This is a genomic window from Mesorhizobium sp. B2-3-10, from assembly GCF_006442275.1.
Taxonomy (GTDB): domain Bacteria; phylum Pseudomonadota; class Alphaproteobacteria; order Rhizobiales; family Rhizobiaceae; genus Mesorhizobium; species Mesorhizobium australicum.
The window spans coordinates 489,525-503,086 of sequence record NZ_VFVT01000004.1; the positions used below are offsets into that span (position 1 = coordinate 489,525).

A 13,562-nucleotide genomic window follows, 5' to 3' on the forward strand; every position below is an offset into this window, starting at 1 on the left:
GTGAGCCTGCTTCCCTGACCGCTGGGCGATCTTCAAAGGCGATTGCGGGACGGGCCAGCGTGATCGACGGCCGCACCTTGTGGTTTCCTCGATCGGCTCAAAAAGTTCGCCTTGCCGGCATCGACAGTTGCGAATTGCCGCAATGGGCCTTCGATGCCAAGCGGCGCGGCGAAAGTGCTGTTCTGAAGCCGGTTCCGTGCGGGGCCTTGGCAAAAGCCTGGCTGAAGCGGATGGTCGGCGACAGACAAGTTGTCTGTCTCCTAGGCGAGTTCCCTGATCGCGACGGTGCCCTCAAAGGCAGGTGTGTCGCCGACGGGCACGACCTTGCCGTGGAGATGCTGCGCGTCGGCTGGGCGCGGGTGGAGACCGGCTCCCCGGTCCACTCGCACTATTTGAAATGGCAACGCTACGCCATGTCGGCGCGCTATGGAATGTGGTCTACATACGTCCTCGACATGGACGAGTGGCGCGCCAAGGCCATCGACAGTAGTTTGGCGCGAAGGCCAGTTGCAGATTCCAATCTAATCGCCGAGCGCAAATATGAGATCACGCCGCCTTTTGTGGACGCCAGAAGGCGCGCTTCCAGCTCGGTTCGGTAGCGCCGGGCCCTCGCAAGTTCGCAACAGCCAAAGTCGCCGCTCTAGATGTGACGCCCACCCACCGGGCACAGTCGAACGGCCACTGACGCGATGAGTACGGCCTCTGGATCACATCAGAGAGTCACGGGTCTTTTCTCCGCAGTAAATCAGCAATGCCCGACTGGAATTCCATGACACTGGCTTTGACTTCGTCGACCTCCGCAGGTCGCAAATGCGTCTTCCGCGCCAGGATTGCAGCAATCAGATAAAGAATTTTCTGCTCGGCCTCGCAGCTTTCAACAGGCTTGCGCTGGACCAGTCGGCGCCACGCAGATCGTTCAAGAGGCCGGCTTACGACCAGAGCCAGCCAGGCGGCAGCCGACAGCAGGCTAAAACGGCTGGCGCACCGTTTCCGGGAGAACCTCTCAACGGCGGCCACGAGGCGCCGGTGGCGTGCGATGCAACGTGCCATCCCGATGGCAGGATTCCCGATTTTGGCGCGGCCGACGTCCGAAGCGGTTGGCGAAACCCGCTCAACGCCCCTGAACGGGTCGCGCTGGGTGGCCGTGTTCCCACTGTGCTCTTGTCCCGTCATTCTTCCCGTCGACCTGAACAGATTGGCACCAGAAGCGATCATCGTGGCCGACATTCCTGTGAAATGAATTTCCTCGCATGCCGGCTTTGGATCTGCTCCGGCCGAAATCGGATGAAAGACATTCTTCCTCCGGGCTCGGCGTCGGTGAAGGATAGCGCAGTCACTCCCGGCGCTGTACTAAAGTTAGATGAAATGGCGTTAAGCGCCGGAAACATGTTGTTCGTGCATTAAGTATTCAGGCCTGTCCGCCACCTGTCTCGCCTCCAGTGAGGCGGCTCGGGGACGTTGCACATCGACTGTGTCGGAACGGGGACATTCGTTCTCAAACAGAGTTCAAGACTGGAGTCTGTTGCCCAGTTTTGAGAAGACCGTGCACCAGAAGCGATAGTCCTCCTCGCGCCCGTCGAAGTTCGCAGTCAGCGCGCACCATGCCGCGGCGGTCGCCGCGTCCGGGCCGTAGAGTTCGACCGCAGCCTCTACCGTCGCTGCTGGATCCGCCAATTCCCAGAGCGTCAATTCGCTGTAGCTGGCGGCGAAATCAGAGTGGATTTTTGGCATGCCAAAGGCCTCCCGCGGATCGGTCCGGCAGGGGCAGCGGTGCGCTGCGGGCCGGACGTTGGGGAACCCACCTGGAGTGAGCCACGATCCCGAGCGGTTACGCTCAGACACTCGTCGTGTCGTCCCTGGCCTTCTACAGCTTCACACGGTGATCGCGGAAACTGGCGCAGATGCAATTGTTGCAGAGCCTTCCTATAAAGACAACCGGTCTGCGCGCGCTGACTTGTGACTGCCCTATTGGCGACCAGCGACAAGACTGGGCTTTGCCTGGCGATGCGATTGCGAGGCGTGGAAAAGGCCTTAGCCGATCGCACAATTCGCGAGGCGCTCGACAGCTTGCGCCATCTGAGATTCGAAGCGCTCTCTCATCCCAAGAGCCTGGTTAGCTTTCCGCGTGGACTGAAGCGCCTCGTCACGCGCTTGCTCATCGCTGAGCAGCCGATCGATTGCCGCGGCGAATTCAAAAGCATCGGATGTCGGCTTCGGCGCAGGGGCTGGAAATCCGGAGGAAGCCCACGAAAGCCAAGTGGCGACGCGACGATCGGACGCCCGGCGGCGAGAGCTTCCAGCGCCTTGATTGCGATCCCCACGCCGGCAATGATCGGCATGGCGACAAGACGCGCCGATGCATAATGAGGCGCCAGGTTCTTAACGACGCCAAGGTATTGCACCTGGTCGTGCAGGAGGCCCTCCCGCTGCGCCATCGTATGCTCGACGGCCGCAAGGCCAGGGGCTGAACCGGGTTGCCAACAAGGCGCCGCAAAGAACTGCAAAGGGCCGACAAGCACGGCTGAGGCGATTTAGGATCAGGCCTGAGGACATCACATTCCCGCTGAGGTCCCTTGTGATCGGACTTAAGTCTGAAACGACAGACGAAAAGGTCCCACTCTCGAAAGCGCCTGGAACCAGCCTCGCTTGGGAATGTTGTCGCTACGAAGGCGGGAGATTCCAACTGAACAGCAGTATTGACTGAGGCGGCGGTTGCTCGCCCCCGTCTCTATCACCGCATTCAGCGTCAAGTGTGGGCACGATCTCGTTGATAACGAGGGTGATGTAGTTAATTATTTACGCAAGGAAACGACATGAACAGATTGATTTGGATCATCGGAGCGGTAGTCGTGGTCATCGCAATCCTGAGCTTTCTTGGTCTGCGATAACGCGATGATCGTCCAGCAGGCCACCTCCCCGGCAGAGAACGACATTCCGAAGCTCAAAGCTGGACAGCCAGCGAGGCGGAGGGCTGTCGAGTCCTCCGAAGGCGGTCGGCCCGGCCTTCCTATTCCATCCGAAGAAAAGCGTTTTCGGGTCATGCTCCTGTCCCGGGAAACCGGCATCGACACCGAGCAAGCGCGGGTCCTTGTCGATAGAATCGAAATGGATGGAGCCGCGCTATTCGATGCTGCTTGGCAAACCAAGCGATTGGACTAGAGGTTGAAGCTGAAGAGCAGCCCCAACCTCCCACATGGGTCTCGTGTGCCGCCAATGGCCGTCCGGTGAAGGCTCCCTCGGAAGGCAAGCCTTATGGGCCTTGCTGGCTCCGGGTGGCCGCCACCAAGGTCATCGGCCGTCACCGTGCGCTTCACGCCGGATAGGGACGAGAATGACTAATCATTGCTTGGTCAACACGCCGGTATAGGTCTTACCGGCAAGCGCGAATGTTTCGGCCAGGGTTCCACCGGGCAGCATCTGAAAACTGACGTCCGCGCCATTCGGAAGACGGCCAAGCCTCAACGCATTCCCTACGATCTTTCCTGTGCCGGCAGCCTCACCTGGATTGTTATCGTCCAGGACGCCCCATGCGTAGTTGACGGTCACCTTCCCGTTTGAGGAAACGGACTGAACATCGAGCCTTCCTTCAGATGTGCTCTCCAACATGCCAACCCAACTGCCCGAAAAGGCGGCATACTTTGCCGGCACGTCCTTTCCAGGAGGAGTGATTGTCGGCGATTGAACCATCGTTGCCGCAGGCAGAACAGCCGGACTCGATGCTGGTTCAACAGCGACGGATTGCCGAACTTCTTGAGGTGATTGGCATGCGGCCAAGGCAAGTGCCGCGAAGACCAGCATAAGATTCCGCATCTCGTTCTCCCCGTATTGCTGGTGAAGGAGGGCAATGAAACACCTGTCCGCTTCAACCCAATCTTGCGTGCCTCGGCCCTGACCTCAAGCTCAATGAGAGCCATCGCCCATAGCAGACTATCTGGAAGCTCGCCGATGGGCCGAAGTTCCATGTCTCACTCATGCCGAACCGATGCAACACCGCCGAGCTTATTGGTCTCTGTGTTGCCCTTAGCTAAGCAGATCTCGGCCGAGCCGTGGTGCAAGCCACAACATCGCAGGCACAAGTCCGCCTTTGGCACAGGTCGATGCTATCCGAGTTCGTGGATCATCACGCCCGGCACCACCGTCTTGGCTATCTCGCACAGATGCTGGTGGTGTGTGAGGTAGATCACCTGGCCGGCATCCGCCATTTGACCAAACAACCTGAAAACCTCCTCTGAGCGGACGTGGTCGAACGTCTCCATGATGTCGTCGGCGATGAAGGGGACCGAGGGGCGAAACTGCGCGAATTCGTAATAGCCGGCAAGCCTGAGCGCCAGGTAGAGCTGAAAACGGGCGCCCTTCGAAAGCGCCTCGGTCACTTTCGACTGCCCGTCGCTTTGCAAGGCGATTAGGACTTCGCCACCTTTCACCGGTTGGGTCGTCAGCCCCGAGTAGCGCCCGCGCGTCATCAGCGCGAATGCATCGGAAGCCCGCGCCATCATCCCGGAGCGATGGCGCTCGCGGTAGGCGCGCAAGGCATTTCCGGCGGACATCACGCCCAGCTTCAATTCGATGTAGCGGACCGCCCTGTCCTCTATTTCCAGCAGGATCGTGCGTCGTTCGGCGTCTATTCGGGCGACGGCGCTGTCGCCGCCAATGGCATCGAGCTTGTCGGCGGCACGCGTCTGCCGGATCAGCTGCTGCTGGATTGCTTCGTCAAGGAGCTGAATCCGTTGCTCCCCTTCCGCTTTCTCAATCGCTATGCCTCCGAAATCGAGCGCATCGAGGATCGAGCGCGCCTGCTCGAATGTCTGAACGCCGAGTTCGGCCGCCAGCTGGTCCTCCAGTTCGGTGACTGTCGCGTGTAGACGGTCGCGCTCACGCAACTGCTCGTCGCGTTCCACCACTTCGGCAAGCGTCGTAACGCCAAAGGCGCTCAGCACCTCGTTCTTGCGGCGCTCGTGTACCGAGATCTCGGCGTCAAGGAGCTCACGGCCGTCGAGGAGGCGCTGCAGATCCGCAGCGAGATTTGCTTTCGCCTCGCGCGCGCGATCGGCATCCGCCAAGCGCTCGCCCAGCCGGATCGCCAGCTGCTCGGCGTCTTCGCCATTTGCCGGCTCGCCGGCTTCAGTTGCTGCCGCGGCGCCCTCGACCACGAAATTATCTCGGTCGGCCTGCATCTTGTCGATGCGCAGTTGCATCGCGTCGCGTTCCTGAAGGTTCCTGGCCAGCTCAGTCAGCTGGTCGAGAACGGTGCCGACGCCCGTTGCGGACAGCCCGTTCTCAAGCCAGGTGCCTCTCAGTGCCTCGACAATGCCGGCCAGCCATTCTTCTTCACGGCGCTCGGCCACGCCAACTGCCCGGCGCCGGGTGGCCAGCTCTTCCTGTCTGGCGGCGACTGTCTTGAGCGCCTCGGCATGTCCGGCGTCCACCTTGCGTTGCCGGTCCAGAAACAACTCAGCAACGCCCATGATCGTCTCAAGACTGTCGCCAGGATCCGAACCAATGCCGACGCTCTCCAGCGCCGTGGCGAGGTCCAGCCTCAGCCGTGCCTCGTCTTCGCTCGCCCGGCCGACCTTCTTGGCGGCCAGTTCGATCTCCTGCCAGGCGGCGAGCGCATCAGCGCGAGCCGAAGTGCGACGCTCGATCAGTTCGATCAGGTCCTCGAGCGATGCCTCCACACGTTCTCCAAGCAGGCCGCTGGCTGCCGCGCGCATCTGCGACGATGCGGCGTTGACCTCCATGTCGACTCGCGCAAGGTTGTCGCCGATACGCGCGATATCGGCCGCGGCTTCCGCAAGGCCGTGCGTTATGGCTCGAATATCGGCGAGCGCGCCCGCGCCAGCCAGCCTGCCTGCATTGACGTCGTCGTCGCGTTCCAACGCCGCGGCGAAGGCGTCGGCTGTTTCGCCGCTCAGCGCCGCACGATGCCTTGTCCACGCTTCGTTGCGGCTACGCCGGCTGGCGGCGGCCACCTCATCGTCGGCGACATCGACCGAGGCGCGAAGCGCGCTTAGACGCGCCGCTAGCGTTTCGTGGTTGGCCTGGAGTTCGGCGAGACGTTCGGACAGGACGGCTTTGTTCTTACCAAGCTGCGCGGCAAGCGTTTTCCAGACGCCAACCTGTCTGGCGCTCGGAACGGCGATGCAGGCCAACGCCTGCGCGTCGCCAGACCACGCATGCAAACCGCCGAGGGCGCTCTCCCATTTGACCTCGCCAGCGTCCTGCGCCTCGCGTGCCGCCTTCATGTCACCGAGGTGGCCGCTCGCCCTCGCCTTCGCCAGGGCCGCGTTCAGCCTGGCCCTGGCCGGCTCGGGCACTGCCCGCTCCTCGCCAACGCGATCTTGCGCCGCCTGCAGCGCATCGAGGGCGGCTGTGGCCTCATCACGGGCAACGCGTGCAGCAGTGGCGATCCCGGACCGTTGCTCGACCATGGCGCGAACAGCCCCTATAGTAGCGGCCGGCAACAGCAGTGCGGTGGGATCGGTCTCTGAAGACCGTCCGAGCGCGGCAAGCGAGGCCGCAACCGCATTGTCGAGGATTTGCAGGTCTATCCTGCGATTGGGAAGGTCCAGGCCCGCCGAGACGTGGCGCACCTTGCTTTCCGCCAGGCCGCGGATGCGCTCGGAGATGCCGAGGATCGCCTCGTCGACATCGACCGCGGCAATCTTTGTTTTCAGTCGCTCGACCTCATCGATATTTGCCGACAGCCGCGTTCTCAGGCTGGCATCGTCATCGATCAGTCCGGCAGCACTGCCGGTCCAGGTCCGCGCCGGTGAAGCCATGTCGGGCAGCTCGGCCAGCCGGGCGGCCTTGCGTCGGACGTCGGCTAGGATCGGACCGACGCGCAGGTACTTGGCAATGGTGCCAACCCTGGCCGACAGCAGCGATCGCTCGGCGATGGTTCGATCATATTGTTGCGCCGCCTCACGACGTTCGGCCTCCAGGCTCTCATAGGCCGAGGCCAAAGTGTCGATCTGATCCCTGCTTGATTTCAGCTCGGCAAGACGCTTCTTGAGCAGCGCAAGCTCGGTACCATGCGCCTGTTTCCGGTATAGCCCATCGGCTTCGGCTTCGAGTGCGCTCAACGTGTCGCTGGCATGTCCAAGGCCGGCACTGGCGGTAAACAGCAGCTTGCCGAGATCGCCGCGCGACTCCAGGATCGACTTGCCGCCGGCTTCCAGGGTTTCGTCGTCCAGGGAAAACATGGTCTGATAAGCATCGCGCGACAGGCCGGCCAGGTGAGCCGATATCGCCATTTCGCTCACCGGTTGGCCAATGGCGTCCAAGAGCGAGTTGCTGCGCTGTTTGGTGCGTGTGAAGGCATGCTCCGTGCCAGCCAGCTCGAGCAACCCCCCGATGCGCATGGCGCTGTACTCGTGCAGGAAATTGTAGCGGCTGCGCTCCTCGATGCCGAACAGCAGATCCAGATAGCCCGACAGCGCCGTCGACTTGCCGGCCTCGTTGAGGCCGAACACGATATGGAGGTCAGGTCCCGATTCCGGCTTGGGTCCGAAATCGATCACGCTGTCGGTGAACTTTCCATATCGGATGAGGTCAAGACGCCGCAGCCTCATTGCGCGCCGCCTGCCTTGAGACGCGCCGTGACCAGGTCGGCGCCGCCGGCCAGCACCTTGTCGAGGAAGAGCTCCAGCCCGGCCTCGTCCTTTCCGGCGAAGTCGCGCCCTTCGGCAGGAAGGTCCGCAATCATTTTCTGCACGAACGCCCTCGCCTCGGACCGGAAAGCCTGCGAGCCGGCATCAGCACGCATCGACTGAGCGAGCTCCAAGATCGGATCCGCGCCCTCCCCGGCCGTTCCGGCCCCGGTCGGAGCAACATCAAGCTCCAACTTTTCCACCCATGTGTCGCCCACCTGTTCGGCTGCCTGCTCGGCCTCGGCGAGCAGCAGGTCGCGGTCGCGGATCAGCGCCCAGGACACAGGTGACGCGCCCGTCAGGCTGAGGCGGATAACGGCATGACGCGACCCAACAAAGGCCCGGGCAGCTTCTAGGGCGGAACGGACACGCCCGACGACGTCAGGCCATTCGACCGTACCGGTCAGGTCGACGCTTGCGCGCTCGAATTGCGCCACACTGGTCAGCCTTTCCTCGATCTCGATCGAACGGTCGTCTCGTATGGTCACCAGGGTAATGGATTTTGCGCCGGCTTCGTTGATGTCCCTGCCCTGCGGTATTCCCGGCATCACCACAGTGCTTCTTCCGGGATGGACCTGGCGCACATGAATGTGGCCAAGCGCCCAGTAGTCGAAACCGTAGCCGTGCAGATCGGCGACACTGCATGGGGCATAGACGTCGTGACCCGGCGACCCGGCCAGGCTGGTGTGCATGATGCCGACATTGACGGCCCCCTCGCGGGCGGGCGGATATCTGGGCAGCAGGCTTTCCGGCGCCTTGGGGTTGGCAAAGCTCAAGCCATGGAACATCACCTCGAGCCCGCCGGCTTTCTGCAGGACGGATTGGGGCCGGCCGCCGAAGATCGTCACGGTGTCGGGAAACACCAGCTGTTTTGATATTCGCGACAGCGCATCATGATTGCCGCGGATCTTGTAAACTGTGATGCCGGCCTGATGCAGGCGCGCCATCTGGGACGCAAGGAAGCGCGCCGTTTTCATCGACGTCTGGTCGCCATCATAGAGATCGCCGGCGATAACCAGCGCATCGACATGCTCGGCAAGACAGAGATCCACGATCGAGACGAATGCCTGGCGGCTGGCGTCGCCGACGAGTTCGGCAAGCTCGGAGTTTCGCAACGCGAGCGAACGCAGCGGCGAATCGAGATGAATATCGGCGGTGTGTACGAATCGAAATGCCATGGGCGGTCTCCGACCATGGAACATAAGGGTGTTCGACGGAGGATCGAGGAAAACTTTCGCTGCGCGGGAATGTCTTGGGGCCTAGCCCACCGGCGCTTTTTTCGGACGTGCTTGTCAGCCGTTGTAGTGTTGATGTGCGCTTGATGCTGGGTCAAACGCGGCAATTACCGCGAAAGGCCAGCTGCCATGCATTAGCCCCGTCGATTGCGACCAGAAGGAGCCTCGGCCAACCGGAAGGCAAAGAACCACCATCTGGTGGCCCTGATTAGACGATCGATGAAGAAACCGCGCGGGTGAAGCGATTCGAACGCTCGACCCCAACCTTGGCAAGGTTGGTTGAAGGTTGAGGCAGCCCTCATTCACGACGCGTGGCCCCGACGAGAGGTCAGAAAAGGCAAATATGTGAGTCCGGCGGAGTGCAGGGTTTGCGAACGTGCCACAGGCTCGAACGAGCTACATCAGGGCGCTTAGCGGACTTCAATTTTGGGGGTCGGCGGCCGCGCCTCGGTAAAAACTTGCCGCCTAGACGCCTGCTGCCTCCCCCATCCGCACCAGATGCTCTAAGCAGGTCTGTTCAGCGCATTTTTGGAGTTCCGCAGTTTGTTCGCCTAACCAGATAAGTGCCTCTTCGCTAATCTCGTAGTGCTTTGAATAACGGGCCTTCACATAGGCTTCGTTCAGCGTGTTGAACCAAGCACGATGGCGCTGCTGATCGCGTGGCCAGGCCTCTGACAATCTTCGATCCTGGTCCTCCGCCAGGGCTCGCAGAAACGTAAGCTTGTGCGACGGTGGACTGTAATTCGTAAGCACCAGCAACAGTGTTGAGTAAGTGTGTTCGATAGCTTGGTGAAGTTGAAACGCCGCTTCTTTCTGTCGATCCTGCTTCAGAACATACAGGAAGGTGTCGAGGAAACCTTTCGCTCCAGGAAGTCGGCTTTCGAGATGTTCTTTGGCTGTCTCATACGCCGCTCTCGGCGTAAGTGGTTTTGGTTCAGCCAGAGGCTCTTCATCGAGTTCGTAGAGGACGACGCCCTCCCGGCGGATGTCCGTGAAAAAATACTGCCCCTGTCGCAGCGCCGTGTTCACGAAGCGGCGGCTGTGGACGATGAAGCTGGTCGGCGTCTTGATGGCGCGGTCGCGCTCCAGCCGGTCCTTGGCCTTGTACCAGTAGGCGAAGTCGGACAGCTTGTTGTTGTTGACGATCACCAACAGATCGAAATCGCTGCGATACCCCTTCATCGTCAGCGGCTCATCGACCCAGTCGCCGCGGGCATAGGAGCCGAACAGGATGATCTTCAGGATGCGGCCGCTCTTCTTCCATTCGGCGGTGCTCTCCGCCAGCGCGTCCTCGAACTCGGCATGCAGGATCTCGACCACGCGGGCGAGCTCCTCCTGCTTGTGCTCCGGCAAGTGGTCGATGCTGGTTTTCATCCTGGTCTGTTCATGGTTTGGTGAATGCTGGCGCGCGGCGACGCGTTGGTTATAGCAGGCTTCGTCATATCGAAAAGACTATGGCGCGTGCATCGGATCACCAGAATCTAGCATGAGAAAATGCCCTTCTCCAAGTCTATGTGGTACGATTGAGTGAGAGTTTGAGGCCGGTTCGCAAGCTTCTGACGTCGAAGCGGCGAACACGGGCATGAGCTTTGATCCGGAGTTATTGCCATCGCCGACCCAATCTGCCATCCTGCCCCCCGGCACGCCGGATTCGATCTGCCAAACTGCTCTGTATCGCGGGCGAAAGACTGGGTGGCCTCATGAAGCCATTGATCGCCATCTGCTCGCAGGATGCCGACTTCTATCTTCTGCTGAGCCACATTCTTGAGGTCGACGGTTTTACTCCCATGCTTGCCGCCTCCATCGACGACGTGTTGGCGCTCGTCTGCGCAAAACCCATCGCGGCGGTGTTGCTGGACTGCAGGGCGGACAACCATTTGGCGGCACAAAGTGGCCGGCTCAAGCAGGATACCGCGGTGGGCGCCCTCCCGTGTGTGGCCCTGGTCCATGCGGGCGCGGAAGCGCAGCTCATCCAGCTCTTGCAGTCAGGGATTGACGAGTGTTTTGTCAGGCCTTTCGCGCCAGCCAAGCTGCTCCAGGACCTGCGCTCCCGGCTCGCCATCGGCCTGACGCCAGAGCCAGCGACGCAGGATGGCCGACCCCTTGCTTACGCCGATGTCGAAATGCGGCTCGATACCCATCGCGTTTCCTGCGCCGGCAAGGAGATCGCGCTCGGGCCGATCGAGTTCAAGTTGCTGCGCCACATGCTGGAGAACCCGGAGAGGGTGCTCAGCCGTGCCGAATTGATCGGCGCTGCCTGGGCGCGCAACCGCGGCGTCGGCGCGCGCACGGTCGATGTCCACATCTCCCAGCTGCGAAAGCAGCTTAGCCAATGTTCTGGGGACGCCGCTATCCGAACCGTCAGGCTCGCCGGATACGCGCTGGCACGCAGTCCGTCCTGATCATCCCAGCAGCTTCCAAATCCCGGCTGATGCGCCGCCTGTAACCCCGATATCTTTGGAGTGATCGCCGTGTTCCTTTATCGGTTAGGCTTAATGCTCTTAACATACTAGACAAACAAGGTGTAACGTATATAGCACAAAAGCTTAGTTTGTTTGTTGTTGCGCGCCGGCGCCTAAAATGAAAGTCTCTGGCAGAGTTTACATCAGGATAATCTAATACGTTGTTCTTAGGGGTCGTCTCATGCTGGACGGAGCTGGAATTGGCGTGGCCTTCGGCCACCACGGCGAATTGGTTCAGGGCCTGTTCGAGGACGACGGCGCTCGGCTGCGGCGCGCGCTGGTCTCGCTCCCCTGTCGTCAGCTGCAATCGAGGGCCAGGTTCAGCGCAGGCGACGGCGATCTCGTGGCTGTGACGCCGGAATCGTGCGACAAAGCCAGGCGCGCCGCGGAATTGACCATCGCAAGGTTTGGCCAAAGGGGCACCGGCGGGAATCTCGCCATAGACAGCAACGTCCCGGTCGGCCGCGGCATGGGATCGTCCACGGCCGACGTGCTTGCGAGCATCCACGCTGTGCTGGGGTGGCTGGAGATCGAGGCGGCGTCGGACGAGGTCATGCGCATCGCGGTCAGCGCCGAGACGGCCTGTGACTCCACCCTCTTCAAACAACAGGCGGTGCTGTTCGCCCATCGTGACGGGATCGTCTTGGAAGCTTTCCGCAGACCTCTGCCTCCTGTCGATCTGATCAGCGTCGACACAACGCCGGATGTGACCGTCGACACACTCGAATACCAGCCGGCGCGCTACGATGCCTCGGAAATCGAGACCTTCCGGCCGCTGCGCAGCCTGCTGCGCACGGCCATCAAGCATGCGGATATCCGCATGCTTGGCCGAGTTGCGACGGCAAGCGCGCGCATCAACGAGCGCTTCCTGCCAAAGCCCGGTCTGGACGAGATCGAAGCCATCGGCTGCCGTTTCGATGCTGTCGGCATCCAGGTCGCCCATAGCGGCACGGTCGTCGGACTGATGTTCGATGGGCTCGATCCAAAAGCCTCGGCAAACATCGATGGCGCGGCGGACGCTTTGAGAGGGTCTGGTTTCGACCCGGCAATCTTCCGTCACTGACCACTTTGGGGCGCGGGGAGAAGCATGATGTCTGTCCACATGTTGATGCGCAGGCTGGAAGAATTCGAGGGTCCTCGCCTCGTTCCGCTCAGCGCCACTCTCTTCAGCGCCTCTTTCTTCCTGATGAAGCTTCTACCGGCTCGCTTCATGCTCGAACGCGCCGTCGAACAGGGACGGTTGAGACCGGGAGGGATAATCTGCGAATCCTCGTCTGGAACCTTTGGCCTTGCCCTCGCCATGCTGGCGGTACAGCACGGCTACAGGTTGATCCTGGTCAGCGACTGGGCGCTCGATCGCCATCTTCATCGGCGCCTTATCGAACTCGGCGCCGAGGTGGCGATCGTCGACAGCCCAGCGCCTGCGGGCGGGCTGCAGCAAGCGCGCCTCGATCGTCTGCACGAGTATCTGCGCGATATTCCCGGCAGCTACTGGCCCTCGCAGTACGACAATCGCGACAACGCGCTCTCCTACGGCAAGGTCGCCGAAAAGTTGATCGACAGGGTCGGCAAGGTGGACTGCCTGGTCGGCCCGGTCGGATCGGGTGGTTCGATGAGCGGCACATCGCATTACCTGCGCACGCTGTTTCCCGATCTGCATGCGATAGGCGTCGATACGCCCGGCAGCGTGCTGTTTGGCCAGCCGAGTGGTAGGCTCAACCTGAGCGGTCTGGGCGGCAACATCCTTCCCGCCAATGTCGATCACAGCCAGTTCGACGAGGTCCACTGGCTGACGCCAGTGGAGGTCTTCCAAGCCACCCATCAGCTTCATCGCCAGCACGGGCTTTTCATGGGCCCGACCAGTGGCGCCGCTTACAGGGTTGCCCAATGGTGGTCTCACAACAATCCCGACAAGAAGGTGGTCGTGCTCTTTCCAGACGAGGGCCACCGCTATGTCGAGACTGTCTACGACCAGCAATGGCTTGCAACGATTGCTGGCTGGCCGAGTCCACTGCCTGCCTTCCCGGTCACTGTCGGCGCGCCGAGCGAGCCGATGTCAGCATGGTCCCGCTTCTCCTGGAGGCGCAGAACGCTGCAACAAGTCCTGGCGCGGGCCGATGATGGGCTTAACCTGGGCGGCGGACAAAGCAATGGATTTTGAGGCTTTCGTGCGCCGATGATGCAATGGCCGGGGTGTGGTGGGCGCCCCACATGCC

General features: G+C 61.4%; 12 protein-coding genes. 5 read left to right on the forward strand and 7 right to left on the reverse strand.

Annotated elements, in window-relative coordinates:
- Positions 1 to 59: 59 nt before the first annotated feature.
- Complete coding sequence (locus tag FJ943_RS15030; RefSeq protein WP_224643157.1) at positions 60 to 599, forward strand: thermonuclease family protein; 540 nt, start codon at positions 60 to 62, stop codon at positions 597 to 599.
- Between the two features lie 121 nt (positions 600 to 720).
- Here the strand turns inward: FJ943_RS15030 and FJ943_RS15035 are convergent, their stop codons facing one another.
- From FJ943_RS15035 to FJ943_RS15045, 3 genes are all read right to left on the reverse strand, one after another.
- Positions 721 to 1,227, reverse strand: coding sequence for a hypothetical protein (locus FJ943_RS15035; protein WP_140722514.1), 507 nt, complete (start codon positions 1,225 to 1,227; stop codon positions 721 to 723).
- Between the two features lie 279 nt (positions 1,228 to 1,506).
- Positions 1,507 to 1,731, reverse strand: coding sequence for a hypothetical protein (locus FJ943_RS15040; protein ID WP_224682167.1), 225 nt, complete (start codon positions 1,729 to 1,731; stop codon positions 1,507 to 1,509).
- Positions 1,732 to 2,096: 365 nt separating this feature from the next.
- Positions 2,097 to 2,435, reverse strand: coding sequence for a glycosyltransferase family 4 protein (locus FJ943_RS15045; RefSeq protein ID WP_140716055.1), 339 nt, complete (start codon positions 2,433 to 2,435; stop codon positions 2,097 to 2,099).
- Positions 2,436 to 2,892: 457 nt separating this feature from the next.
- Between FJ943_RS15045 and FJ943_RS15050 the strand changes: the two genes are divergently transcribed.
- Complete coding sequence (locus FJ943_RS15050; RefSeq protein WP_140620377.1) at positions 2,893 to 3,159, forward strand: hypothetical protein; 267 nt, start codon at positions 2,893 to 2,895, stop codon at positions 3,157 to 3,159.
- A 180-nt stretch (positions 3,160 to 3,339) separates the two neighbouring features.
- On the opposite strand, the gene FJ943_RS15055 is transcribed toward FJ943_RS15050, so the two are convergent.
- From FJ943_RS15055 to FJ943_RS15070, 4 genes are all read right to left on the reverse strand, one after another.
- Complete coding sequence (locus tag FJ943_RS15055; protein ID WP_140722517.1) at positions 3,340 to 3,810, reverse strand: hypothetical protein; 471 nt, start codon at positions 3,808 to 3,810, stop codon at positions 3,340 to 3,342.
- Between the two features lie 290 nt (positions 3,811 to 4,100).
- The gene (locus FJ943_RS15060; protein ID WP_140722520.1) at positions 4,101 to 7,571 is read right to left on the reverse strand and encodes an AAA family ATPase; all 3,471 of its coding nucleotides are present in this window, start codon (positions 7,569 to 7,571) and stop codon (positions 4,101 to 4,103) included.
- The gene (locus tag FJ943_RS15065; protein ID WP_140716051.1) at positions 7,568 to 8,827 is read right to left on the reverse strand and encodes a DNA repair exonuclease; all 1,260 of its coding nucleotides are present in this window, start codon (positions 8,825 to 8,827) and stop codon (positions 7,568 to 7,570) included. Before FJ943_RS15065 ends, FJ943_RS15060 begins: the two co-directional genes overlap by 4 nt.
- Positions 8,828 to 9,349: 522 nt before the next feature.
- Complete coding sequence (locus tag FJ943_RS15070; RefSeq protein ID WP_140716022.1) at positions 9,350 to 10,258, reverse strand: nucleotidyltransferase and HEPN domain-containing protein; 909 nt, start codon at positions 10,256 to 10,258, stop codon at positions 9,350 to 9,352.
- 326 nt (positions 10,259 to 10,584) lie between these two features.
- Here FJ943_RS15070 and FJ943_RS15075 point away from each other — a divergent pair, with 326 nt between their 5' ends.
- From FJ943_RS15075 to FJ943_RS15085, 3 genes are all read left to right on the forward strand, one after another.
- Positions 10,585 to 11,286: a response regulator transcription factor gene (locus FJ943_RS15075; RefSeq protein WP_140716020.1), complete on the forward strand. Its 702-nt coding sequence runs from the start codon at positions 10,585 to 10,587 to the stop codon at positions 11,284 to 11,286.
- Positions 11,287 to 11,551: 265 nt separating this feature from the next.
- Positions 11,552 to 12,409, forward strand: coding sequence for a GHMP kinase (locus tag FJ943_RS15080; RefSeq protein ID WP_246671879.1), 858 nt, complete (start codon positions 11,552 to 11,554; stop codon positions 12,407 to 12,409).
- Positions 12,410 to 12,436: 27 nt separating this feature from the next.
- On the forward strand, positions 12,437 to 13,507 hold the full coding sequence (locus tag FJ943_RS15085) for a pyridoxal-phosphate dependent enzyme (protein ID WP_140716016.1): 1,071 nt from the start codon (positions 12,437 to 12,439) through the stop codon (positions 13,505 to 13,507).
- Positions 13,508 to 13,562: the final 55 nt, after the last annotated feature.